21 protein-coding genes are annotated in these 24,565 nt (G+C 70.2%); 9 read left to right on the forward strand and 12 right to left on the reverse strand.

The window, feature by feature from the left end; genetic code table 11:
• The first annotated feature begins 7 nt into the window (after positions 1–7).
• Positions 8–208, forward strand: coding sequence for a DUF5999 family protein (locus tag BFN33_RS16515; protein ID WP_057612914.1), 201 nt, complete (start codon positions 8–10; stop codon positions 206–208).
• A gap of 1 nt (position 209) precedes the next feature.
• Here BFN33_RS16515 and BFN33_RS16520 read toward each other — a convergent pair whose 3' ends face one another.
• The 9 genes from BFN33_RS16520 to BFN33_RS16560 form a co-directional block, all read right to left on the reverse strand.
• The gene (locus BFN33_RS16520) at positions 210–815 is read right to left on the reverse strand and encodes an FxLYD domain-containing protein (RefSeq protein ID WP_069760821.1); all 606 of its coding nucleotides are present in this window, start codon (positions 813–815) and stop codon (positions 210–212) included.
• 99 nt (positions 816–914) lie between these two features.
• Positions 915–2,216: an alpha/beta fold hydrolase gene (locus BFN33_RS16525; RefSeq protein WP_069761122.1), complete on the reverse strand. Its 1,302-nt coding sequence runs from the start codon at positions 2,214–2,216 to the stop codon at positions 915–917.
• Positions 2,217–2,320: 104 nt separating this feature from the next.
• Positions 2,321–3,346, reverse strand: a complete 1,026-nt coding sequence (locus tag BFN33_RS16530) for a LacI family DNA-binding transcriptional regulator (RefSeq protein WP_069760822.1) — start codon at positions 3,344–3,346, stop codon at positions 2,321–2,323.
• Between the two features lie 80 nt (positions 3,347–3,426).
• Positions 3,427–4,851, reverse strand: a complete 1,425-nt coding sequence (locus BFN33_RS16535) for a BNR repeat-containing protein (RefSeq protein WP_069760823.1) — start codon at positions 4,849–4,851, stop codon at positions 3,427–3,429.
• Positions 4,852–4,883: 32 nt separating this feature from the next.
• Complete coding sequence (locus BFN33_RS16540) at positions 4,884–5,204, reverse strand: L-rhamnose mutarotase (RefSeq protein WP_062040203.1); 321 nt, start codon at positions 5,202–5,204, stop codon at positions 4,884–4,886.
• A 17-nt stretch (positions 5,205–5,221) separates the two neighbouring features.
• Positions 5,222–6,301, reverse strand: coding sequence for a rhamnose ABC transporter substrate-binding protein (gene rhaS / locus BFN33_RS16545; protein WP_069760824.1), 1,080 nt, complete (start codon positions 6,299–6,301; stop codon positions 5,222–5,224).
• Positions 6,302–6,413: 112 nt separating this feature from the next.
• Complete coding sequence (locus BFN33_RS16550) at positions 6,414–7,388, reverse strand: ABC transporter permease (protein WP_069760825.1); 975 nt, start codon at positions 7,386–7,388, stop codon at positions 6,414–6,416.
• Positions 7,381–8,421 carry an ABC transporter permease gene (locus tag BFN33_RS16555; RefSeq protein ID WP_069760826.1) on the reverse strand — a complete coding sequence of 347 codons (1,041 nt, stop codon included), beginning with the start codon at positions 8,419–8,421 and terminating at the stop codon, positions 7,381–7,383. Before BFN33_RS16555 ends, BFN33_RS16550 begins: the two co-directional genes overlap by 8 nt.
• Complete coding sequence (locus BFN33_RS16560) at positions 8,418–9,935, reverse strand: sugar ABC transporter ATP-binding protein (protein WP_069760827.1); 1,518 nt, start codon at positions 9,933–9,935, stop codon at positions 8,418–8,420. Before BFN33_RS16560 ends, BFN33_RS16555 begins: the two co-directional genes overlap by 4 nt.
• A 274-nt stretch (positions 9,936–10,209) precedes the next feature.
• Between BFN33_RS16560 and rhaI the strand changes: the two genes are divergently transcribed.
• From rhaI to BFN33_RS16590, 6 genes are all read left to right on the forward strand, one after another.
• Positions 10,210–11,370, forward strand: a complete 1,161-nt coding sequence (gene rhaI, locus BFN33_RS16565; protein ID WP_069760828.1) for an L-rhamnose isomerase — start codon at positions 10,210–10,212, stop codon at positions 11,368–11,370.
• Between the two features lie 113 nt (positions 11,371–11,483).
• Positions 11,484–13,523 carry a bifunctional rhamnulose-1-phosphate aldolase/short-chain dehydrogenase gene (locus tag BFN33_RS16570; protein ID WP_069760829.1) on the forward strand — a complete coding sequence of 680 codons (2,040 nt, stop codon included), beginning with the start codon at positions 11,484–11,486 and terminating at the stop codon, positions 13,521–13,523.
• Positions 13,520–14,971 carry a rhamnulokinase family protein gene (locus BFN33_RS16575; protein ID WP_079140851.1) on the forward strand — a complete coding sequence of 484 codons (1,452 nt, stop codon included), beginning with the start codon at positions 13,520–13,522 and terminating at the stop codon, positions 14,969–14,971. The genes BFN33_RS16570 and BFN33_RS16575 overlap by 4 nt, the downstream gene beginning before the upstream one ends.
• A gap of 71 nt (positions 14,972–15,042) precedes the next feature.
• Positions 15,043–15,798 carry a (Fe-S)-binding protein gene (locus BFN33_RS16580; protein WP_069760831.1) on the forward strand — a complete coding sequence of 252 codons (756 nt, stop codon included), beginning with the start codon at positions 15,043–15,045 and terminating at the stop codon, positions 15,796–15,798.
• A complete protein-coding gene (locus BFN33_RS16585; RefSeq protein WP_079140852.1) occupies positions 15,795–17,273 on the forward strand; it encodes a LutB/LldF family L-lactate oxidation iron-sulfur protein in 1,479 nt (492 codons plus the stop codon). The genes BFN33_RS16580 and BFN33_RS16585 overlap by 4 nt, the downstream gene beginning before the upstream one ends.
• Positions 17,270–17,926 (forward strand): LUD domain-containing protein, encoded by a 657-nt coding sequence (locus tag BFN33_RS16590; RefSeq protein ID WP_069760833.1) that lies wholly within the window; start codon positions 17,270–17,272, stop codon positions 17,924–17,926. The genes BFN33_RS16585 and BFN33_RS16590 overlap by 4 nt, the downstream gene beginning before the upstream one ends.
• Here the strand turns inward: BFN33_RS16590 and BFN33_RS16595 are convergent.
• The 3 genes from BFN33_RS16595 to BFN33_RS16605 are packed head-to-tail and all read right to left on the reverse strand — an operon-like array spanning position 17,899 to position 22,244.
• Positions 17,899–20,889: an alpha-L-rhamnosidase gene (locus BFN33_RS16595; protein WP_069760834.1), complete on the reverse strand. Its 2,991-nt coding sequence runs from the start codon at positions 20,887–20,889 to the stop codon at positions 17,899–17,901. The two genes, BFN33_RS16590 and BFN33_RS16595, sit on opposite strands and share 28 nt — an antisense overlap.
• 60 nt (positions 20,890–20,949) lie before the next feature.
• Positions 20,950–21,543, reverse strand: a complete 594-nt coding sequence (locus tag BFN33_RS16600; RefSeq protein WP_069760835.1) for a hypothetical protein — start codon at positions 21,541–21,543, stop codon at positions 20,950–20,952.
• 56 nt (positions 21,544–21,599) lie between these two features.
• Complete coding sequence (locus BFN33_RS16605) at positions 21,600–22,244, reverse strand: hypothetical protein (RefSeq protein ID WP_069760836.1); 645 nt, start codon at positions 22,242–22,244, stop codon at positions 21,600–21,602.
• Between the two features lie 141 nt (positions 22,245–22,385).
• Here BFN33_RS16605 and BFN33_RS16610 point away from each other — a divergent pair, with 141 nt between their 5' ends.
• Positions 22,386–23,171 carry an ABC transporter ATP-binding protein gene (locus tag BFN33_RS16610; protein WP_069760837.1) on the forward strand — a complete coding sequence of 262 codons (786 nt, stop codon included), beginning with the start codon at positions 22,386–22,388 and terminating at the stop codon, positions 23,169–23,171.
• 3 nt (positions 23,172–23,174) lie between these two features.
• Complete coding sequence (locus BFN33_RS16615) at positions 23,175–24,485, forward strand: ABC transporter permease (protein ID WP_069760838.1); 1,311 nt, start codon at positions 23,175–23,177, stop codon at positions 24,483–24,485.
• The last annotated feature ends 80 nt before the right edge of the window (positions 24,486–24,565 follow it).

Genomic DNA, 24,565 nt, shown 5'->3' on the forward strand with positions numbered 1-24,565 from the left:
AGACGTCATGTGCAGTCACCAGCCCCCGTGCCCCACCGCCGACAGCCCCTGTCACCACACCGCGGTGATCGTCTCGGCCCATCCCGAACAGGGCTGGAGCCTGCTGTGCAACGGCACCATCGTCTTCGACGACACCGGTGAACTCCTGCCGGACGGACGGGTCGTGAGCCCGCACCGCACACCCGGCGCGCTGGCCACGGCCGCCTGAGTCAGTACCGTTGCGCCTTCGCCAGCTTGGGCGTCAGCACCGGCTCGGTGGGCTTGCGGCTGACGGCGACGGGCTGGGCCTTCTCCCCCGGCTTCAGGTCCTCCGCGCCGACGTACCGGGTCTCCACCACCTTGCCCGCCGAGTCGAGGAAGTCGACCTGGGCGGCGTACGAGGCCGTCTTGTCGGTCTTGTTGGTGATGGTGACGACGACGGCGAGCAGACCGCCGGTCTCGGAGCGCGGCTTGCCGCTCATGGTGACGTCGGACATCGCGTTGCCCTGTCCGTCGACCTTGGCGAGTTCGGTCCGCGCGGCCTTGTTGGCTCGCTCCACCTCCGCGGAGACGGAGGCCTCGAAGGAGGAGGCGGCAGCCGAGGCGGACGCGGCCCGCTTCGAGGCCTCGGCCCGCACCGAGGCCTCGACGGACGCGAGCGCGGAGGCGGCGTTGCCGGAGAAGGAGGCGGTGTCGGGGGCCGTGGGCGTGGCGGAGGACGTCGACGAGCCGCCGGAGTCGTCGTCGCATGCCGTCAGGGTGAGCGCGCTCGCGGCGGCGAGGGCCACGGCGAGGGCGGCGATCCGGGACCGTCCGTGGGGTGACGGTGTGCTCATCTACTGACGTCCTCTCGACTCCGGCGTCGACCCATGGTCGAAATGAACCTTATGCCGGAATCGAGAGTGGGGCATGTCGCCGCCACGGGCCGTCCGGCGTCAGGCCTCGTCGCGGGCGAGGGCGAGCAATCGGTCCAGCACGCGGGGGCCGCCCGCGCGGACTCCGTCGTGCTCGAACTCGTCCGTCACCCAGGTGCGCAGACCGCGGATCGCGCGGGCGGTCTCGAGGGAGTGGGCCGTATCCACGTACATGTCGTCGTGGTAGACGGCGGCGGCGACCGGGACTTCGTTGACGGCGAGGCGGGCCGAGTCGTACAGGGGCCGCCAGTCCGTGCGGGCGGCGAGGAGCTCGGCGGTCCCGCGCAGCGGGCGCAGGGCCGGGTCGCAGTCGAACAGCCAGGGGTGGATGGACTCGCCGGTGAAGAGCAACGGCTCGTCGCCCGCGAGGGTCTTGGCCGCGTCGAACTGCGGGAACTCGGTGCGTACCCGTTCGGCCGACCATGCGGTGGGGCGCTCGTCCTGGCCGTAGGTGGCCTCGTGGACGAGGGCGTAGAGCGGGTGGGCCGCGTAGGAGAGGAGGCCCTGGACCTCTTCCTGGAACGCGTCGGAGAGCTCCGGGCCCTGCGGGGTGCGGACGAAGGCGTGCTCCAGCAGGAAGTGCAGGCGGTGACTGCCCTCGCCGCCACCGAGGAGGATGCCGAGGGACTGGAAGGCCTCGACGGTCAGGCGGTAGCCGTTCGGCAGGGTGACGTCGCGGGTGAGGAGATGGTCGGCGATACGGCGCGCCCGCTCGACGTCCTGCGGATAGCGGGCGTAGTGCGCGGCGACCTTGCGCTCCACGCGCGGGTAGGCGGCCCGGTAGACGTCGTCGGCGTGGCCGTCGAGGGAGGGCAGACCGCCGGTGATGAGGGCGGCGGCGAGGCCCTCGGGGGCGAGGGACAGATAGGTCGTGGCGCAGAAACCGCCGAAGCTCTGCCCGAGGACGGTCCAGGGAGCGCCGCCGGTCACCTGGGCGCGGATCGCCTCGCAGTCGCGGACGATGGAGTCGGCACGGAAGCGGGCCAGGTAGTCGGCCTGTTCGGCGGGGCCGCCACGCAGCGGGAGCGTCTGGCGGTTGGCGGGGGTGGAGTGGCCGGTGCCGCGCTGGTCGAGCAGGAGGACGCGGTACTCCTTCAGGGCCCGGCCGAACCAGGCCCCCTTGCCGACGAAACGGTTCGCCCCGAAGCCAGGTCCGCCCTGGAGATAGACCAGCCACGGCAGGTTCTGGCCCACCTTGTCGCTCGCGACGGCCTCGCGGGCGTAGAGCTCGATCGTCTCCCCGGCCGGGTCGTCGTGGTCGAGGGGGACGGTGAAGCGGCGGTCGGTGAGGACGATACCGGGCTGGCGGTAGGTCGCGGTCAACAGGGCTCCCGGGACGGACGGACATTCTGTGGACGCGTCCCAGTTCAGCACATGTTCGTCCGTCGTCCGACCCCTTCGATCATGAAATCTTACTGACTCACGGGTCAGCGGGCCGCCAGGCTGGAGCGCCGCACCACCAGTTCGGGCTGGAGCACCACCCGGCGGTGGTCGTGCCGCTTGCCGGTGGTCTCCGCCTCCGACTCCTCCAGGAGCAGTTCGGCGGCCAGGGCGCCCATGGTGACGGCGGGCTGCCGGACCGACGTGAGGGGGACGGCCGCGGCGGCGGCGAACTCGATGTCGTCGTAGCCGACGATTGCTAGGTCGTCGGGCACCGTGATCCCCGCCGCGTACATGGCCTGCAGGACGCCGAGGGCGAGCAGGTCGTTGGCGCAGAACACGGCGGTCGGGCGGGCGGCGAGGCCGAGGAGACGGGCGCCGGCGTCCCGGCCCGCGGCCACGTCGAGCCGTTCGGTGGGCAGCTCGCGCAGGTTCTCGGGGCCCAGGCCCGCCTCGGCGAGAGCGTTGAGGGCACCGGTGCGGCGGTCGCGGACCTGGTTGAGGCCGGGCGGGCCGCTGACGTAGGCGATGGAGCGGTGGCCGGCGTCCACGAGGTGGCGGACGGCCAGGGCGCCGCCGGCGACGTCGTCGACGGAGACCGAGCACTCGGTGGTGCCCTCGGCGACCCGGTCGACGAGGACGAAGGGGATGCCGTGGCGGCGGAAGGAGTCGATGTTGCGGCCGGAGGCGTCGGTCGGGGTGAGCAGGACGCCCCGGACCCGCTGCTCCGCGAAGAGGGACAGGTACTCCGCCTCCTCGCTCGCGCTCTGGGCGCTGTTGCAGACCATCACGCCCAGGCCGTCCTCGCGGGCGGCCCGCTCGGCGCCGCGCGCGACGTCGACGAAGAAGGGGTTGCCCATGTCGAGGACGAGCAGACCCATGATCCGGCTGCGGCCCGCGCGCAGCTGACGCGCGGACTCGCTGCGGACATAGCCGAGCCGGTCTATCGCGGACAGGACGCGCGCCCGGGTCTCGGTGGCGACGGAGTCCGGACGATTGATGACGTTCGAGACCGTGCCGACGGAGACTCCGGCGGCGCGGGCGACGTCCTTGATACCCACCGACTGGGCCATCGGGCAGGGACCTCCAGGGAGACGGGGGGCGACAGGACGACCTTCACATTATCGTCGGGTCGCCCCCGGACCGGTCACGATCAGGCAGGCAGTGCGAAGTCGACGACGTGGAGCGCCGAGGGAGTCGTACCGCTGGACTTCTCCTGGTACATGAACGACAGCACGTTGTCCTGCGCGACCCGCAGCTCGTCGATCACGACCTCGCCGAAGGCGTTGAGGCCGCTGCCGTCGAAGAGGATCTTCCAGTCGGTGTACCCGGACGCCTTGGAGGCACCCGCGATCCGGCCGAACGGGAAGATCGCGTAGGCGTTGTCGTACTTGTCCAGGATGAGTTTGGTGCGCTGGCTGGAGCCGAGCACGACCGGTATCTCGGTCTTCTGCCAGGTGCCCGAGGCGTTCTTGCGGACGTGGAAGGCGCGGCCGTTGGCGGTGCGGTCGGAGACGTAGTTCGTGGTGCACTGACCGAAGCGGCCGGGGACGTACGAGATGATCGCGTGCGGCAGGCCCGAGGAGTCCGTGGCCTGGCTCTCCTGGTTCATCAGGGAGTGGTCCGGGTTCAGCGCGTCGATGACCAGGCCGCTGTCGGTGACGGCGACCTTGTCGGAGCCGCCGGTGGTGCCGACGACGGTGCCGGCGTTGTTGCGCCAGGTGCGGCCGCGGTCGTCGGAGTAGACGTAGCCGGTGTCGTGGTTGGTGATGCCGCCGCTCGAGCACATCACGGCGCCGTTCTGCTCGCGCCAGGTGAAGAAGGAGTGCAGCCGGCCGTTCTTGTCGTAGTCGATGCCGTGCAGGTACATGTTGCGGGCCGTCGAGGAGCCGTGCTCGCTGGTGTAGGTGCCGGTGGAGGCGGACCACTCGCCGAGGTCGGTCCAGGCCGAACCGTCGTATTCCGCGAGGGCGTTGCGGCCGTTGCCGGATATCCCGCGCCGGTAGCTGAGCTGGAGCTTGCCGTCCGGGGTGGAGACGAACTGCGGGTAGGTGAACTGCGAGGTGAGGGCCACGCCGTCCAGCGTGGACTGGGGTGCGCCGAACCGGGCCGTGGTCCAGCTCAGTCCTGACGGGTTGTCCAGGAGGCCGGCGACCGACTTGACGTAGGTGAAGCCGTCGCTGTGCGAGTCCATGTTGAGGTGGAGGCGGCCGTCCACCTTGGAGACGCCCATGGAGATGACGTTGTGGGAGTCGCTGGTCTTGAGGGTGTGTCCGACCTGGACGGTGGACCAGGTGCTCCCACCGAGGACGCGGCGGCCGACGACGGCGTTCTTGTCGGCGGTGTACCAGACGGCGTACTGATAGCCCTTGTAGGTCAGCAGGCCGTTCTTCTGGAACGAGTTGTTGTTGACGAGGCCGTCGTAGGAGACGAAGAACACGGCCTGGCTGTCGAGCGTGGTGGTGCCGGTCCGGGTGACGGAGGGGCCGGGGTCGGCGGCGCGGGCGGTGCCGCCGGTGAGCGCGGTGGTGGACATGGCGGACACGATGGCACCTGCGAGCAGCGTGCGTCTTTTCATGGTGCGGCTCCTGCGGTCCTGATGGGGAGTTTTCAGGCGAGGTGGAACACCTCGGTGAGCGGTTTCATCGCCTCGTCGGGGCGGGCTCCGTCGAGGGACTCGAAGAACTCGCCCATCTCGGCCTGCCAGCGGGCGTTGACCTCGGTGGCTTCCATACCGGCCTTGGCGGCCTCGAAGTCCTCGGTCTCCAGGTAGCCGACGAGCAGGCCGTCGTCGCGCAGGAAGAGCGAGTAGTTGTGCCAGCCGGTGGCCGAGAGTGCGTCCAGCATCTCCGGCCACACGGCGGCGTGTCGTTCGCGGTACTCGGCGAGCTTGTCCTGACGGACCTTGAGAAGGAAACAGACGCGCTGCATGAAGTACCGCTCCGCAACTAGAAGTTGAACTGGTCGATGTTCTTGGCGGTGAACACGGTCGGCTTGCCGAGGTTGATCACGCCGTCCTTGCCGATGGTGTACGTGGTGTCGCCGGCCTTGAAGGTCTCGCCCTCCTTGCCGGTGATCTGGCCGGAGACCAGGGCGACGGCGGTCTGGGCGGCCAGCGCGCCGAGCTTGGACGGGTCCCACAGCTCGAATCCCTCGACGGTGCCGTTCTTGACGTACTTGCGCATGTCGTTGGGGGTGCCGAGGCCGGTCAGCTTGACCTTGCCCTTGTACTTGGAGCCGGAGAGGTACTGGGCGGCGGCCTTGATGCCGACGGTGGTCGGGGAGATGATCCCCTTCAGGTTCGGGTACTCCTGGAGCAGGCCCTGCGTCTGCTGGAAGGACTGCTGGGCGTCGTCATTGCCGTAGGCGACCTTGACGAGCTTGATGTTCTTGTACTTGGGGTCCTTCAGCTCGTCCTTCATGAAGTCGATCCAGGTGTTCTGGTTCGTCGCCGTCTGCGCGGCGGACAGGATCGCGATCTCGCCCTTGTAGCCGATCTGCTCGGCGAGCAGCTGGACCTCGGTGCGGCCCAGGTCCTCGGCGGAGGCCTGCGACACGAAGGCGTTGCGGCAGTCGGCCTTGGTGTCGGAGTCGTAGGTGACGACCTTGATGTCGTTCTTCATGGCCTGCTTGAGGGCGGTGCACAGGGCGCCCGGGTCCTGCGCGGACACGGCCATCGCGTTCACCTGCTGCTGGGTGAGCGTGTTGACGTAGGAGACCTGCCCTGCGGTGTCGGTGGCGCTGGACGGGCCGACCTCCTTGTACTTCGAGCCCAGGTCCGTCAGGGCCGCCTCGCCGCCCTTGTCGGCGGAGGTGAAGTAGGGGTTGTTGACCTGCTTGGGCAGGAAGCCGACGGTCAGGCCCTTCTTGGTGGCCGCGTTCGGGTCGGCCTTGGCGGTCGAGGCGGCCGAGGCGCCCTCGTCCTGCACGTCCTTCTTGGTGGTGCCGCCGCACGCGGTGAGCGCGAGGGCGAGGGAGGTGCCGGCGGCGAGGGCCGCGCAGGAACGGCGGAGGGATGACTTGCGCATGTCGGGTCCTTTGTGACGGAGGTGAACGGTTGCGCCCCTCAGGGGCGCGGGGAACTGCGCGACCAGCCACAGACGGCCCGCAGGTTTGGGGACGGCCTTTCCAGCGGAGCGTTTACGCGGCTCGGCGGCCGGCCCTCGCAACCGAGATCTGCCGTGCGACCCGGGGGCCGAGCACGGAGAGGACGAGGAGAACGCCGGTGACGACGATCTGGGACTGGGCGGAGACGTCCTGGAGGCTCATCACGTTCTGCAGGGCGCCGAGCAGGAAGACTCCCGCGATCGCACCGCCGAGCGTGCCCTTGCCGCCGTCGAAGTCGATGCCGCCCAGTAGGACGGCTGCCACGACGGAGAGTTCGAGCCCGGTGGCGTTGTCGTAGCGGGCGCTGGCGTAGTGCAGGGCCCAGAAGATGCCGGTGAGGGAGGCCATCAGGCCCGTCACCGTGAACAGGATCAGCTTCTGGCGCTTGACCCGGATGCCCGCGAACCGCGCCGCCTCCTCGCTCGCGCCGGTCGCGAACACCGACCGTCCGAACGGCGTGGCGTGCAGGACGACCACGGCGATCGCGAGCAGGACGAGGAAGGGCAGGAAGGCCTGCGGGATGAACGTGTCCCCGACCCGGCCCGCCGCGAAGTCCAGGTACTGGGTGGGGAAGTCGGTGACCGCGTCGGAGCCGAGCACGATCTGTGCGATGCCCCGGTAGGCGGCGAGGGTGCCGATGGTGACGGCGAGGGAGGGCAGGCCCAGCCGGGTGACGAGCAGACCGTTGACCAGTCCGCACGCCACTCCGAGCAGCAGGCAGATCGGGATGATCACCTCGATCGTCAGACCTTGGTTCCACAGGGCGCCCATGACCGCGCCGGACAGACCCGCGGTGGAGGCGACGGAGAGGTCGATCTCGCCGGAGACCACGAGCATGGTCATCGGCAGGGCGATCAGCGCGATCGGCAGGGTGTTGCCGATCAGGAAGGACAGGTTGAGGGCGTTGCCGAAGCCGTCGACCGTACCGAAGGACAGCAGGAGCACGACGATGAGCAGCGCACCGACGACCGTGTCCCAGCGGATCGCACGCGTCAGGGAGTCAGGCATGGCGGGCGTTCCTCTTCTTCAGGGCGGAGGCCACGCGCAGCGCGACGATCCGGTCGACCGCGATGGCGAGGATGAGCAGGATGCCGTTGATGGCGAGCACCCAGACCGAGCTGACGCCGAGGGCGGGCAGCACACTGTTGATGGAGGTCAGCAGCAGGGCGCCGAGAGCCGCGCCGTAGACGCTGCCGGAGCCGCCGGTGAAGACGACACCGCCGACCACGACCGCGCTGACGACGGTCAGTTCGTAGCCGGTTCCGGTGCCCGAGTCGACGTTGCCGAACCGGGCCAGGTACAGGGCGCCGGCGAGACCGGCGAGGCCGCCGCAGAAGGTGTACGCGGCCAGGATCCGCTTGCGCACCGGGATGCCGGCGAGCCGTGCGGCCTCGGGGTTGGAGCCGAGCGCGTACAGCTCGCGTCCGCTGCCGAAGTGCTTGAGGTAGTAGGCGGTGGCGATGAGGACCGCCAGCGCGATCAGGGCCAGGTAGGGCACCGCGGAGATGCCGCCGGAGCCGAAGTTCACGAAGCTGTCCGGGAGGTCGGCCGCCGTGATCTGGCGGGAGCCGACCCAGATGGAGTCGATGCCCCGGATGATGTAGAGCGTGCCGAGGGTGACCACGAGCGCGGGCACCTGGCCGAGGCTGACGAGGAGGCCGTTGAGCAGGCCGAAGCCGATGCCGAACAGGACCGCGAGCCCGATCGCCACGACGGGGTTCCCGCCGCCCTGGAGGTAGTTGCCGGCGGCGAAGGCGCTGATCCCGAGGGTGGAGCCGACCGAGAGGTCGACGTTCCTCGTGATGACGACCAGCGACTGGCCGGTGGCGACCAGGACCAGGATGGTGGCGTTCAGCAGCAGGTCCTTGATGCCCTGCTCGGTGAGGAAGTCGCTGTTCCCGATCTGGGTGACGACGATCATCACCAGGAAGACGAGCAGGATGGCGAGTTCGCGCATCTTGAAGACGCGGTCGACGAGCCGGGTGGCACCGGCCTTCGGCACCTCGGCGGGAGGGGCCTGCTGGGGGGTGGTGACCGTCATGCGGCGGCCCTCCCGGTGGCTGCGGCCATCACGGTTTCCTCGGTGGCGTCGGAGCGCGGGATCTCGGCGGTGAGGCGGCCCTCGTGCATCACGAGCACGCGGTCGGCCATGCCGAGGATCTCGGGCAGGTCGGAGGAGATCATCAGGATGGCCACCCCGTCGGCGGCCAGTTCGCTGAGCAGCCGGTGCACCTCGGCCTTGGTGCCGACGTCGATGCCGCGGGTCGGCTCGTCGACGATGAGCACCTTGGGGCCGGTGGCCAGCCACTTGGCGAGGACGACCTTCTGTTGGTTGCCGCCCGACAGGGTGTTGACGGTGTCGGCGATCCGGGCGTACTTCACCTGGAGCTTGACGGCCCAGTCGAGGGAACGGCTGCGTTCGGCACCGCGGTCCATGAGGCCCGCCTTGACGGTCGTACGGAGTCCGGTGAGGCCGATGTTGCGCTCGATGGACATGTCCATCACGAGGCCCTGGGCACGCCGGTCCTCGGGGACCAGGGCGAGTCCTGCGGCCATCGCGGTGGAGGGGGCGCCGTTGACGAGGGTCTTGCCGTCCACGGAAACCTGTCCGGCGTCCCAGCGGTCGATGCCGAAAACGGCTCGGGCGACTTCGGTACGGCCCGCTCCGACGAGCCCGGCGAGGCCGACGATCTCGCCCTTCCTGACCTCGAAGGAGACGTCGGTGAAGACGCCCTCGCGGGTCAGCCTGCTCACCGTGAGCGCGACCTCTCCGGCGCGTACGTCCTGCTTGGGGTACAGCTCGTCGAGGTCGCGGCCGACCATACGGCGGACGAGATCGTCCTCGGTCATGCCCTCGATCGGCTCGCTGGCGATCCAGGCGCCGTCGCGCAGGGTGGTGACCCGCTGGCAGATCCGGAAGATCTCCTCCAGGCGGTGCGAGATGAACAGGACGGCGGCGCCCTGCTCACGCAGCGCCTTGACGACGCCGAAGAGGCGGGCCACCTCGCTGCCGGTGAGGGCGGCGGTCGGCTCGTCCATGATCAGGACCCGGGCCTCGAAGGACAGCGCCTTGGCGATCTCGACGATCTGCTGGTCGGCGATGGACAGGCCGCGCGCCGGGCGGTCGGGGTCGAGCTCGACCCCGAGACGCTGCATCAGAGCCAGGGTCGCGGCGTGCGTGGCCTTGTGGTCGATCCGGCCGAGGGCGCGCCGGGGCTGGCGGCCCATGAAGATGTTCTCGGCGATCGACAGGTCGGGAAAGAGCGTGGGCTCCTGGTAGATCACGGCGATGCCGGCGTCGCGGGCGTCACCGGGACCGTGGAAGAGGACCGGCTCGCCGTCGAGCACTACCTGGCCGCTGTCCGGCCGGTGCACTCCCGCGAGGGTCTTGATGAGGGTCGACTTGCCCGCGCCGTTCTCGCCGGCGAGGGCGTGTACCTCCCCGGGAAACAGCTCCAGGGAGACGTCCCGCAGGGCGCGAACCGCGCCGAAGGACTTCGAAATGTCCCTGAGCGCGAGAACCGGGGCCGGACCCGTGGTGGACGGGTGGGTCATTGGGGGCTCCTCGACGACGCCGGCGGGACGACCCTTACGGCGTCGTGAAAGGTTTCAACTTGGTTGCCGGGACGTTAGACACGGAGCGCATGTCACGTCAATGGGTTCGTGTCGAAAATGTTTCGATGGACTCAGGTCACGGCGGGGTCACGGGCAACAGCCTTGGCCGCAGGGGTTGACACCCCTTCGAGGTCCCCATACTTTCGCCTCTTGAATCGTTTCACAGTGAAGCTGTTCTCAAGCCCTTCGGACCCGACGTCACAGGAGCCCTCAAGTGACCGAGCTCGCCGCGGTGAAGGCCGCTCTCAAGACCCAGGCAGTCGAGACGCCGTCGTGGGCGTACGGGAACTCCGGAACCCGCTTCAAGGTCTTCGCCCAGCAGGGCGTACCGCGTACTCCGCAGGAGAAGCTGGAGGACGCGGCGCAGGTCCACGCGTTCACCGGGGTGGCCCCGACCGTCGCCCTGCACATCCCCTGGGACAAGGTCGAGGACTACGCCGCGCTGGCGAAGTTCGCCGAGGAGCGGGGCGTGAAGCTGGGCGCCATCAACTCCAACACGTTCCAGGACGACGACTACAAGCTGGGCAGCATCTGTCATCCGGACGCCTCTGTGCGACGGAAGGCTCTTGATCACCTGCTCGAGTGCGTCGACATCATGGACGCGACCGGGTCCCAGGACCTGAAGCTGTGGTTCGCCGATGGCACGAACTATCCCGGTCAGGATGATCTGCGGGCTCGGCAGGACCGGCTGTCCGAAGGCCTCTCCGAGGTGTACGACCGTCTGGGTGACGGGCAGCGGATGCTGCTCGAGTACAAGTTCTTCGAGCCGGCCTTCTACGCGACGGACGTGCCGGACTGGGGGACGGCGTACGCGCACTGTCTGAAGCTCGGTCCCAAGGCGCAGGTCGTCGTCGACACCGGGCACCACGCTCCCGGCACGAACATCGAGTTCATCGTCGCCACGCTGCTGCGGGAGGGGAAGCTCGGGGGGTTCGACTTCAACTCGCGGTTCTACGCCGACGACGACCTCATGGTGGGGGCGGCCGATCCGTTCCAGCTGTTCCGGATCATGTACGAGGTCATCCGTGGCGGTGGGTATACGCCCGACGTCGCCTTCATGCTCGACCAGTGCCACAACATCGAGGCGAAGATTCCGGCGATCATCCGGTCGGTGATGAACGTCCAGGAAGCGACCGCCAAGGCGCTCCTGGTCGACCGGGACGCGCTTGGCGTGGCTCAGCGCGAGGGTGACGTTCTTGAGGCCAACGCCGTGCTGATGGATGCCTACAACACGGATGCGCGGCCGCTTCTTGCGGAGGTCCGTGAGGAGATGGGGCTGGACGCCAACCCCATGGCTGCGTATCGGCGATCCGGGTGGGCCGAGAAGATCGTGGCCGAGCGGGTTGGTGGGGAGCAGGCCGGGTGGGGGGCGTAAGCGTCTGCCGGGATCTGTGTCGTTGCGGGGGGCGGGCCGTATGTGGCTGGTCGCGCAGTTCCCCGCGCCCCTAGGTAGGAACACCCCCCTCTCTCAAGAAGGAACGAACGTTCATGGCAATCCACCCAGAAGCCGCCGCTCTCCTCGCCCGGTCCCGTCGGCTTGGCTCTGATCCCCGTAACACCAACTACGCCGGCGGCAACGCGTCCGCCAAGGGGACCGACACCGATCCCGTCACCGGTGGTGATGTCGAGCTGATGTGGGTCAAGGGGTCCGGGGGTGACCTCGGGACGCTCACCGAGGCGGGGCTGGCCGTGTTGCGGCTGGACCGGATGCGGGCGCTCGTCGACGTGTACCCGGGTGTCGAGCGCGAGGACGAGATGGTCGCCGCGTTCGACTACTGCCTGCACGGCAAGGGCGGAGCGGCTCCGTCCATCGACACCGCCATGCACGGGCTGGTCGAGGCCGCCCATGTCGATCATCTGCACCCGGACTCCGGTATCGCGCTGGCCTGTGCCGCCGACGGGGAGAAGCTGACCGCCGAGTGCTTCGGCGACACCGTCGCCTGGGTGCCGTGGCGGCGGCCCGGTTTCCAGCTGGGGCTGGACATCGCCGCCATCAAGGCCGCCAATCCGCAGGCGATCGGTGTCGTCCTCGGCGGCCACGGGATCACCGCCTGGGGTGACACCGCCGAGGAGTGCGAGCGGAACTCCCTGCACATCATCCGGACCGCCGAGAAGTTCCTGGAGGAGCACGGCAGGGCCGAACCCTTCGGGCCCCTCATCGAGGGCTACGGCGCCCTTCCCGAGGCCGACCGGCGGGAGCGGGCGGCCGCCCTCGCGCCGTATGTCCGCGCCGTCGCCTCCCAGGACAAGCCGCAGGTCGGGCACTTCAACGACTCCGAGGCCGTCCTTGAGTTCCTGGCCCGCGCCGAGCACCCCCGGCTCGCCGCGCTCGGAACCTCCTGCCCCGATCACTTCCTGCGGACCAAGGTGCGGCCGCTCGTCCTGGACCTGCCGCCGACCGTCCCGCTGGAGGAGGCCATCGCGCGGCTCGACGTCCTGCACGCCGAGTACCGCGAGGCGTACGCCGCCTACTATCAGCGGCACGCGCTGCCCGACTCCCCCGCCATGCGCGGCGCCGACCCGGCGATCGTGCTCATCCCCGGTGTCGGCATGTTCTCCTTCGGCAAGGACAAGCAGACCGCCCGGGTCGCGGGTGAGTTCTACGTCAACGCGATCAACGTGATGCGGGGCGCCGAGGCCGTCTCGGCGTACGCGCCCATCGAGGAGTCCGAGAAGTTCCGCATCGAGTACTGGGCCCTCGAGGAGGCCAAGCTCCAGCGGATGCCGAAGCCCAAGCCGCTCGCGACGCGCGTGGCGCTGGTGACGGGCGCCGGCAGCGGTATCGGCAAGGCCATCGCGCAGCGTCTGGTCGCCGAGGGGGCCTGTGTCGTCGTCGCGGACCTCAACGCCGAGAACGCCTCCGCGGTCGCCGAGGAGCTCGGCGGGCCCGACAAGGCCGTCGCCGTCACCGTCGACGTCACGTCCGAGGAGCAGATCGCCGCGTCGTTCCGCGCCGCGGTGCTGGCCTTCGGCGGGGTGGACCTCGTCGTGAACAACGCGGGCATCTCCATCTCCAAGCCGCTCCTGGAGACCTCCGCCAAGGACTGGGACCTCCAGCACGACATCATGGCGCGCGGTTCCTTCCTGGTGTCGCGCGAGGCGGCCCGGGTGATGATCGCGCAGAAGCTGGGCGGCGACATCGTCTACATCGCCTCCAAGAACGCCGTCTTCGCCGGGCCCAACAACATCGCCTACTCCGCCACCAAGGCCGACCAGGCCCACCAGGTGCGGCTGCTGGCCGCCGAGCTGGGCGAGCACGGCATCCGCGTCAACGGCGTCAACCCCGATGGTGTGGTGCGTGGCTCCGGCATCTTCGCCGGTGGGTGGGGCGCCAAGCGGGCCGCCGTGTACGGCGTGGAGGAGGAGAAGCTGGGCGAGTTCTACGCGCAGCGGACCATCCTCAAGCGCGAGGTGCTCCCCGAGCATGTCGCCAATGCCGTCTTCGCCCTGACCGGTGGGGAGTTGACCCACACCACCGGTCTGCACGTCCCCGTCGACGCCGGCGTCGCGGCCGCCTTCCTGCGATGAGCGCGTCCGTGAAGTCGTACGCCGCGGTCGACCTCGGCGCGTCCAGCGGACGTGTCATGGTCGGCCGCGTCGGCCCCGACAGCCTGGAGCTGACCGAGGCACACCGGTTCGTGAACCGGCCGGTGCGGGTCCCGGAGGGCCTGCGCTGGGACATCCTCTCGCTGTACGGGGGTGTCCTGGACGGGCTGCGGGCCGCCGGTGCCCACTGCGGTGGAGGACTCGACTCCGTCGGCATCGACAGCTGGGCCGTGGACTACGGGCTGCTGGACGCCGGCGGGGCGCTGCTCGGCAACCCGGTGCACTACCGGGACTCCCGTACCGAAGGGGTCGCGCAGAAGGTGTGGGCGACCGTGCCCGCGCCGGAGCTCTACGCGGCGACCGGGCTCCAGTACGCGCCGTTCAACACGCTGTACCAGCTCGTGGCCGACCGACTCGTGGGCGCGCGGCGCCTGTTGCTCATCCCCGACCTGCTCACCTACTGGCTGACCGGCGAGCAGGGCACCGAGCTGACCAACGCCTCGACCACCCAGCTGATCGATCCCCGGACCCGGGCGTGGTCGTACGACATCGCCGAGCGGGTCGGGATCGACCTGGAGCTGTTCGCGCCGCTCCGGCAGCCGGGTGATCCGGCCGGGCTGCTGCGGCCCGGGGTTCTGGAGGAGACCGGACTGCGCGGGCCCGTGCCCGTGACGGCCGTCGGGTCGCACGACACCGCCTCCGCGGTGGCCGCCGTGCCCGCGTCCGGCGAGCGGTTCGCCTACATCTGCACCGGCACCTGGTCCCTCGCGGGCTTGGAGCTCGACGCTCCGGTGCTGACCGAGGAGAGCCGGGCCGCCAACTTCACCAACGAGCTGGGGCTCGACGGCACGGTCCGGTATCTGCGGAACATCATGGGGCTGTGGCTGCTCCAGGAGTGCGTACGGGCCTGGGGCGACCCGGACCTGGGCGAGCTGCTGCTGGAGGCGGCCAAGGTGCCGGCGCTGCGGTCGGTGGTGGACGCGGGGGACGCGGTGTTCCTCGCGCCGGGCCGAATGCCGGAGCGGATCGCCGAGGCGTGCCGTGCCTCGGGGCAGCCGGTGCCCGTCTCCCCCGCCGAGGTCACGCGCTGCATCCTCGACTCGCTCGCTCTGGCCCACCGCAAGGCCGTCGACGACGCGCAGCGGCTGGCGGGCCATCCCGTCGACGTCGTACACGTCGTCGGCGGCGGGACCCGCAACGCCCTGCTGTGCCAGCTGACCGCCGACGCCTGCGGGCTGCCGGTGGTGGCGGGGCCGACCGAGGCGGCCGCGCTCGGCAACGTCCTGGTCCAGGCGCGGACGCACGGCCTCGTGGGTGACCTCGCGGGCGGGCGCGAGCTGCTCAACCGGACCCAGCCGCTCACACGGTACGAACCGCGGGGCGACGCCGCGCGCTGGCGCGAGGCACAGGCCCGGCTCGCCGGGGACTGACCGGGGTCTCCCCCGGACTTGAACGCCGGACTACGCTTCACTCATCCGATGATCGACCACAAGGAGCCGCGATGCGTGTCGCCCTGTTCCTGACCTGTGTCAATGACACGCTCTATCCGGACACCGGGCGCGCCGTGGTGAAACTGCTGACCAGGCTGGGCGTCGACGTCGACTTCCCGATGTCCCAGACCTGCTGCGGGCAGGCGCACTACAACACCGGCTACCGGCATGAGGCGGAACCGCTGGTCCGGCATTTCTCCGATGTCTTCCGGGACTACGAGGCGATCGTGACGCCGTCCGGGTCGTGCGGGGCGATGGTGCGGGAGCTGTATCCGCGGATGGGTGAGCGGGCCCGGGCCGAGGGGCGCGGGGAAAGCCTCGCGACCACTCTCGCGCCGGTGGTGCCGAAGACCTACGAGCTGACGGAGTTCCTGGTGGACGTGCTGGGGGTGACGGACGTCGGGGCGTACTACCCGCACACGGTGACGTACCACCCGACCTGTCACGGACTGCGGAGCCTCGGGCTCGGGGACCGGCCCCTGCGGCTGCTCCAGGCAGTCAAGGGGCTTGAACTCAAGGAGCTTCCGGGCGCCGACGAGTGCTGCGGCTTCGGGGGCACCTTCGCGCTGAAGAACGCCGACGTCTCGGCGGCGATGGGCGCGGACAAGGTGCGCAACGCCGAGTCGACGGGCGCGGAGGTGCTGTGCGCCGCCGACAACTCGTGCCTCATGCACATCGGGGGCACCATGGGCCGGCTGGAGTCGGCCATGCGGCCGGTGCACATCGCGGAGATCCTGGCGAGCACGGAGGAGGAACCGGCCGTATGAGCGGAACGTTCGTAGGAATGCCGGCCTTTCCCAAAGCCGCGCACGAGGCGGTCAACAACCAAACGCTGCGCGGCAATCTGCGCCACGCCACACACACGATCCGCGCCAAGCGGGAGAAGGCCGTCGCCGAGGTCTCCGACTGGGCCCAGCTGCGCGAGGCGGGCAAGCAGATCAAGGACCACACGCTGCGTCATCTCGACCGCTATCTCGTGCAGTTGGAGGAGTCGGTCACGGCGGCGGGCGGCACCGTCCACTGGGCCGCCGACGCCGACGAGGCCAACGAGATCGTGACCAGGCTCGTCAAGATGACCGGCGAGTCCGAGGTCGTCAAGGTCAAGTCCATGGCCACGCAGGAGATCGGGCTCAACGAGGCCCTGGAGGCCGCGGGCATCCGGGCCTACGAGACCGATCTCGCCGAGCTGATCGTGCAGTTGGGCAAGGACCGGCCCTCGCACATCCTCGTCCCGGCCATCCACCGCAACCGGGGCGAGATCCGGGACATCTTCGAGCGGGAGATGAGCGAGTGGGGCCGCCCGGCCCCCGAGGGCCTCACCGACACGCCCGCCGAACTGGCGGAGGCCGCACGGCTGCACCTGCGGGAGAAGTTCCTGCGCGCCAAGGTCGGCATCTCCGGCGCCAACTTCATGGTCGCCGACACCGGCACCCTGGTGGTCGTGGAGTCCGAGGGCAACGGCCGGATGTGTCTGACCCTGCCCGAGACGCTGATCTCGGTCGTCGGCATCGAGAAGATCGTGCCGAGCTGGCAGGACCTGGAGGTCTTCCTCCAGACGCTCCCGCGCTCCTCGACCGCCGAGCGCATGAACCCGTACACGTCCACGTGGACCGGCACCACCGACGAGGACGGGCCGCAGAACTTCCATCTGGTGCTGCTCGACAACGGGCGCTCCGACACCCTCGCCGACGAGGTCGGCCGCCAGGCCCTGCGCTGCATCCGCTGCTCCGCGTGCCTGAACGTCTGCCCGGTGTACGAGCGGGCCGGCGGCCACGCCTACGGCTCGGTCTACCCCGGCCCGATCGGCGCGATCCTCAGCCCCCAACTCCGGGGTACGGCAAGCGAGATCGACGCCTCGCTGCCGTATGCGTCGAGTCTCTGCGGGGCCTGCTACGAGGTCTGCCCGGTCGCCATCGACATCCCCGAGGTGCTGGTGCATCTGCGGGAGCGGATCGTGGAGGGCGGGCCGGTGACCCGCGAGGGCAACAAGGTGGTGCTCAAGCCCGCCAAGGGACACGCGGCCGAGCGGGCGGCGATGCGGGCGGCCCGCTGGGCGTTCGCCCACCCGGGCGCCCTGCGCACCAGCCAGCGGCTGGCCTCACGCACCCGGCGCCTGCATCCGCGCACTCTGCCGGGTCCCGGCAAGGCGTGGAGCGGCACCCGGGATCTGCCTGCCGTGCCCGCGGAACCCTTCCGCGACTGGTGGCAGCGCACAGGCGGCGGCAAGGAGGGCGGCAAGTGAGCAGCAGGGAACGGATCCTGGGCCGGGTGCGGCGCGCGCTGGCCGATGCCCCGAGCGAGGACACCCCGATCGAGCGCGCGTATCTGCGCGAGCACGGTGACCGGAGCGTCGAGGAGACGGTGGAACTGCTGGCCGAGAACCTCGCCGACTACCGGGCGATCGTGCACCGCTGCACGGCGGCCGACCTGCCGGCGACGCTCGCCGGGATGCTGGCGGCGCGGGGTTCGAAGACGGTCCTCGTACCGCCCGGGCTGGAGCGGTCGTGGCTGGCGGAGGCCGACACCGAGCAGGTCCCGGACCTGGTCGAGACCACCCCGCACGAGCTGGACCGGATCGACAGCGTGGTCACGGCGTGCGCGGTGGCCGTCGCCGAGACCGGCACCATCGTGCTGGACGGCGGCCCGGACCAGGGCCGCCGCCGCATCACCCTCGTCCCGGACCATCACATCTGTGTCGTACGGGTCCCCGACCAGGTCGTCTCCTCCGTGCCGCAGGCCCTCGAACGCCTCGACCCGGTAAGCCCGTTGACCTGGATCTCGGGCCCCTCGGCGACCAGTGACATCGAACTGGACCGGGTCGAGGGGGTGCACGGTCCGCGCACCCTCGAGGTGGTGCTGGTGGACACTCAGGTGAGCGCTGAGGTCAACTCGTAGCGCCCGGAGGGGAGTTCGAAGGACGCCGTGCCGTCCTCGAAGCCCAGGTACGTCACCCCCTTGACGCGTGACAGGGGTGTGCGGCTCTCGCGCACGGAGTCGGGGTCGCTCGTGGGGATGTGCAGGGTCGCGGTGCTGTTGGCGGGCACCGCGACCCGGTGCCCGAACTCGCTCTCCCGCACCGCCCATGCGCTGACGATCTCGCCGTACGGCGACCGGTACGAGCCGGAGACCCGGGTGATCCTGCCGGTCGGGTCGAGGTGGGGCCGCAGGTGGAAGTGCTTGAAGCCCGGGTGGGCCGGGTCCCTGGCGATGCCGGCCATGCTCTCGTACATCCATTCCATGATCGCGCCGTAGGAGTAGTGGTTGAACGAGTTCATCTCGACTGGCCCGAAGCCGTCCTCCTCGGAGTACGAGTTCCAACGCTCCCAGACCGTCGTCGCGCCGTTCTTCACCGAGTACAGCCAGGACGGCATCGCGTCCTGGTGCAACACCTTGTACGCGAGCTCCACCTGGCCCTCCTGGGTGAGGACGGGGGCCAGGACGTTCACGCCGAGGAAGCCGACGGAGAGGGTGTTCTCGGCGTATCCGACACGGGTGCTGTCGGGGTGGGCGGCCTTGTAGGCGGCGCTGTTGCCGATGTTCTGGACGAGGAGCTCGACGACGGCGCGCCGCTGGTCCTCGGTGTCGTACAGGCCGAGTTTGAGGACCCAGAGCAGCGCGGTCTGGCTGTCGTCCTCGGTCCGGGTGGGGCTGCCGCCCGGGGTCCACGGCGGCGGGGAGCCGAGGCTGGAACGCACGGTGAGGCGGCCGCCCTCGGTGCTCAGGTACTTGGTGATGAACGCCCGCTTGATGTGGGAGAAGAGCTCCTCGTAGGCGTGGGCCTCGCCGGAGCGGCCGGTGGCGCGGGCCATGTCCGCCATGAGCCGGGCGCTGTAGCCGTAGTAGACGTCGCTGATGAGCTGGGTGCTGGTCACCTGGAACGCCAGCCAGTCGCCGAAGATCGCGCCCTGTCCGGCGTAGGTGTCTCCGGTGCGCGCTCGGATCCAGTCCATGTAGGCCGTCATCGCGTCCCAGCTGCGGTCGACGAGGGTGGTGTCGCCGCTCATCTGCCACACGGTCCAGGGGACGACTACCCCGCAGTCCGCCCAACCGCTCGCCGGGACCGGCTCGTTGAACCGGGCGCCGGGCGCGATCCAGGTGAACTGGGCGCCGTCCGCGCCATAGGTGCGCTGCGAGTCGATCAGGATGTCCTGGAAGTGGCTCAGGAAAGCGACCGCGTCGGTGTTGTAGAGGCCGGTCTGGGCGAAGAGCTGGGTGTCACCGGTCCAGCCGCAGCGTTCGTCGCGCTGCGGGCAGTCGGTGGGCACCCAGAGGTAGTTGCCGCGCTGGCCCCAACGGACATTGCTGATCAGCTGGTTGACGTCGGCGTCGTCCGTTTCGACGGTGCCGATGTCGCGGAGGGCGGAGGTGGCGACCCTGCCGGTCAGTTCGGTGAGGGTGACGGTGGCGGTCGTGGTGACGGAGACGTAGCGGAAGCCGTAGAAGGTCAGGGAGTCCTGGTGGGTCTCGCCCTTCGGGTCGCCCTTGAGGATGTACGTGCTGGTGGCCTTGGCGGTACGGAGGTTGGCCCGGTAGACGGAACCCTCCGGGCCGTCCGCTCCCGCGCCGGCGTCGTTGAGCATCTCTCCCGGCGCGAAGGCCACTTCGGCGCCCGCGGGACCGCGGAGGGTGTAGCGGGGGACGCCGACCAGGTTCTGGCCGAGGTCGATCACGGCGGTGTCGCCGGGGTGCAGGGTGGTGTGGGCGGTGGCGGCCAGGGTGGGATCGGTGACCGTGCGGGCGGGGTCGGGGACGAATGCGCCGCCGCCGGTGTAGACGGTGATCGACCGCGGCCTGCGGTCCCATGCGGGCATCAGCCGGGCCGACTCGCCGGGGTAGGCGACCAGGCGGGACTCGGGGAACCGGGTGGTGAAGTCGTGCTCCTGGACGCCGGACCAGGTAGAGGCGTCGAAGCCGCTGGCGGTCCAGCCGGGCAGTTCCCTGCGGGCGTCGTAGGTCTGGCCGTCGTAGATGTCGTCGGCGCGGTAGGGGCCGGTGTCCGTGGCCCTCCAGTCGTCGCCGGGCGCGGTCACGACGGTCTGGGTCGAGCCGTCCTCATAACGGATCAGGAGCTTGGCCTTGAGCGCGAGGCGGTCGCCGTCCTCGGAGTAGTAGACGCTGTTGGCGGAGACGCGGCCGTTGAACCAGCCGTTGCCCAGCACAGCCGCGAGGGTGACCTGCGGCTTCCCCACCACCAGACCCGTCACGTCGTAGGTGAAGTAGCTGACGGTGGTGTCGTAGTTGGTCCAGCCGGGAGTGAGGAGTTCGTGGGTGGTGGAGCCGTCCTGGGGCACGGTGACCCGGCTGCCGTTGACGTAGGCGTCGTACACGCCGAGCGCGGAGATGTGGAGCCGGGCCTCGCGTACGCGGCCGGCTTTCAGGTCCGTCTGCCTTCTCAGGAGCGGCGAGCCTTCGCTGTTCGGCGCCTTGCCCGCCATGCTGATCCACTTCGCGCCGTCCCAGCCGGTCACGCCGTCGGTGCTGAGCAGGCCGGTCTCGAAGCGCGCGGTCGGGGCCTCGGGGAGCCTGCGGTCGTTCTCGTCCCAGACCTGGACCGTCCAGTGGTAGCGGGTCGAGGCGCGCAGCCCGGGGCCCGCGTAGCGCACGGCCACCGAGTCCGCCGAGTCGACCCGGCCGCTGTCCCAGACGTCCACGCGGCCGTCGGCCAGGCGGTCGGGGGTGGACGCGACCAGGAGGCGGTACGCCGTCTGACGCCGGCCACGGACCCGGGACACGGTGCGCCAGCCGAATCTCGGGCGGGCCGCGTCCACGCCGAGCGGATTGGTGCGGTGCTCCACCGTGAGGCCCTCCACGGCGGTACGGTCGGCGGCCGGGTTGGTGCTGTCGACTCCGTCGGTCATGCCGTTGTCCCTTCGGCTGTTCGGAGTTGTATCAATTTCTGCTGCACAGCCGGGGTGACCTCAGCAGTAGACGATCGGACACCCCCGCCGCAGCGAGTGCTGGGCGGCGCGCAGATAGAGCGCCACATAGAACGCGGCGTCCAGGTCCTCGCCCCACGGTCCGGGCCGGGTGGCCGCGACCCGCTTCGCCTCGCCGTCGAGGAACCACGTGGTGAGGTCGAGGTTGTCGCAGGCTTCGGGTATCTCGTCGACGGGCAGGCGCACGGCCTCGGCCAGCCGTCGCGCGAGACCGAGGATCTGCGGGGCTCCGGCGATCACCGTGGTGTCCGAATAGGAGGACTCGACGGGCAGTTCGACCTCCACGTCGAGCGAAACCGGCACCAGCACCGACCAGTCGAGGAGGGCCTCAGGCTCGGAGATCGCCAGATGGTCACGCGCCAGCCGCACGAGGCCGTCCATGGACGGCACCAGCTTCTCCTCGAACTGCAGCCCCGACCCACGGACGAACTCCGTTTCCTCGGGCACGGACCCGTACGGCGGCAGCCCCCGGCGGCGCAGTTCCTCGTTCAGCCCCGCGGCGACGGCCCCCCGGCCCTCCTCCTCGTCCGCGTCGAACCACTCCCGCGCACCCACGCTCACCAGATAGATCCCCATGCCCAAAAACGTACAGCGCCCCACTGACAACGCAGGCCACCGCAGGCCTTCGAGGGTCACGGAGCGGTCAGCAGGAGCGTCGGCAGGGTGTCCTCCAGAATCCGCTCGCGCGGCAGCGTGAGGCCGAAGTGCCGCTGAACGACCTCCAGGCAGGCCCTGTGCACGGTACGGCGGTCCAGGTCGTCGTCGGGCAGTCCGGCGGCGGTGAGCCGCTCCTGGACGGCGGCGACCACCTCGGGGTCGCCCTCGGGACTGCCGTGCGCCCAGCTGCCGTCGAGGTGCAGGTTGAACTCGCACATCAGGTTCTCGTCGTGGCGGTAGGTGAAACGCGGCGGCACCGGCTTGCCGTTCTCCTCCTCGTACTCCAGGTGGAAGACGTGCAGCCCGCCCCGGTCGACGGGTCGGCCGACGGAGCCGAACCTGCCCTGCCAGCCGCCGTACTTGATGACGTAGGACCATTCGTCGAGTTCGCCGTGGCGCAGGGCGATGCCCTCGCGGACTCCTCCGTAGAGGCCCTCCAGCAGGTCCTGCACCTGGCGGCTGGTCAACTCCCCGATGGGGCGGGGCCGGTATCGCCCCGGGGCCGTCTCGGCGATCCTTCTCGCCAGCGACTCCGACTCGAGGTCGGGGGCGATCACCACGCTGTAGCCGCCGTAGGCGATGGACTGGGGCTCGGCGAGCCAGGCTGTTCCGTCGGTCATGGCGATCAACCCTGCCGTATCCGCGCGGGGGTGTCACTGACTACACCCCGGAAGACGGGTTCTGTGCCCCATGTGTCCCGGCCCGCGGCTCCGTAGCTTCATGAGCGAGGCACACGGCGTGCCGGACGAAGGGGGACGACGATGTTTCGCACAGGCTCACGACGCACGCACGACACGGGACCCGCCGCCGAGGCGCTGCGGCTGGTGAAGGTCACCAGGACCTACGGCACCGACGACAGTGCCGTGACCGCCCTGGACGGGGTCACTCTGAGCCTCGCACGGGGCACCTTCACCGCGGTGATGGGGCCGTCGGGGTCCGGCAAGTCCACGCTGCTGCAGTGCGCGGCCGGTCTCGACCGGCCGGACAGCGGGATCGTGCGCGTGGACGGCACGGAACTGACGGGCGGCGGCGAGGCGGAGCTGACGAGGTTCCGGCGCGGGCGGGTCGGGTTCGTGTTCCAGCAGTACAACCTGCTGGAGACGCTGACGGTCGCGCAGAACACGGTGCTGCCGCTGAAGCTCGCGGGCCGAAAGGTCGACCGCAGGAGGGCGGAGGAGGTCCTCACCTCCGTCGGGCTCGGCGACCGCCTCGGCCATCGCCCCGACCAGCTCTCCGGCGGTCAGAGGCAGCGGGTCGCCATCGCCCGCGCGCTGGTCACGGACCCTCGGGTGATCTTCGCGGACGAGCCGACGGGCGCCCTGGACACCCGCAGCGCGCGGGATGTGCTGCGGCTGCTCCAGGAGGCGGTGCGGGTGCACGGCCGGACCGTGGTGATGGTGACCCACGACCCGGTCGCCGCCTCCTACGCCGACTCCATGGTGTTCCTGGCCGACGGCCGGATCGCGGGCCGGATGAACGCACCGACACCGGACGCGGTGGCCGAGCGCCTCGCGCACCTGGGCGACGACGTGACAGCGGGGGTGTGAGCGATGTTCATGCTGGCGATGCGGTCGATAGGGCAACGGCCCGGACGGTTCCTCGCGACACTGCTGGCCGCCTTCCTGGGCGCGGGGATCATCATGACGTTCAACTCGCTGTACGACACGGCGGGCCGGCCGGGCGTGGACCAGGTGAGCTCGGACACGCTGACCACGTCGGCGAGTGTCGTCGGCGGCTACGGCGCCCTCCTGGTGTTCTTCGCCGTGGCCTCGACGCTGACGGTCAACGTCCGCCAGCGGGCGGGTGAGTTGGAGCTGCTGCGCTGCTCGGGGGCGACTCCGGGGCAGATCAGGCGGATGGTCGTGGGTGAGGCCGTGGCCGTCGCCCTGATCGGTGCGGTGCTGGCCATCGGTCCGGCGATGCTCGGCGGACGGGCCCTGCTGAACGCCTTCCAGGACAGCGGGCAGGTCGCCGGCTCTGTCGACCACTCCTTCGGCCCCGTCGCGTTGCTGTCGGGTGTCGACATCACGCTGGTCGCCGCGGCGGGCGCCGCCTTCCTCGCCGTACGGCGGGCCACGCGCACCCGTCGACGGCGCGGCCGGGCGCGGACGGTCCTCGCGTACGCGGCTCTCGGCATCGGTGCCGTGTCGGTGACCTCCACCTTCGCCTTCTCCGCGACGGACGAGGCGCTCATGGCGACACCGGCGTACGGGGCGATCCTGCTGTCCGTGGGGTTCGCGCTGCTGGCGCCGCGGCTGCTGAAGGGTGTCCTGGACCGGTTGCCGCTGACCGGCTCGAGCGGCTGGCTGGCCGTGCGGAACCTGCGCCGGCGGGCGGACCACCTCTCCGGGATCCTGATGTCGCTGATCCTGTTCACGGCGGTGTCCGTCGCCACGCTCTACATGCAGGGTGTGGAGAGCGACGCCATGAGGGCCTCGGGCGCGGTCAGGACCGTCGACGCGAAGAACCTTCAGACACTGAACCTCACGGTCGTCGGCATCATCGTGGTGTTCGTCTGCGTGATGCTGGTCAACTCGCTGTACGCGGCGACGACCTACCGCGGACGGGAGTTCGGGCAGCAGCGCCTCGCCGGGGCGACGCCGGGGCAGGTGCTGGGCACGGTGGGCGTGGAAGGGCTGGTCCTCACGGCCGTCGGGCTGTGCTTCGGCACGGTGGCGGCGCTGGCCGGGATCATTCCGTTCACGGTGGTGCGCAGCGACTCGGTGCTGCCCCACCAGGGTCTCGGCATCTGGCTGGCGGTGGCGTCGATCGCGGCGGCCGCGACGATCGGGACCGGTCTGGTCACGGCCCGCAGGGTGCTGCGCACTCCGGCGGTGGAGGCGGTGGGGTCGGCGGCGTGAGGAGCACCGGTCAGGGGGCGTCGCTTCGGTGACGCCCCTTCTCGCTGCGCTCCGGCCGGGTCCACCTTCCCTCGGACCAC

The organism is Streptomyces sp. LUP47B, assembly GCF_001746295.1.
Taxonomy (GTDB): Bacteria; Actinomycetota; Actinomycetes; order Streptomycetales; family Streptomycetaceae; genus Streptomyces.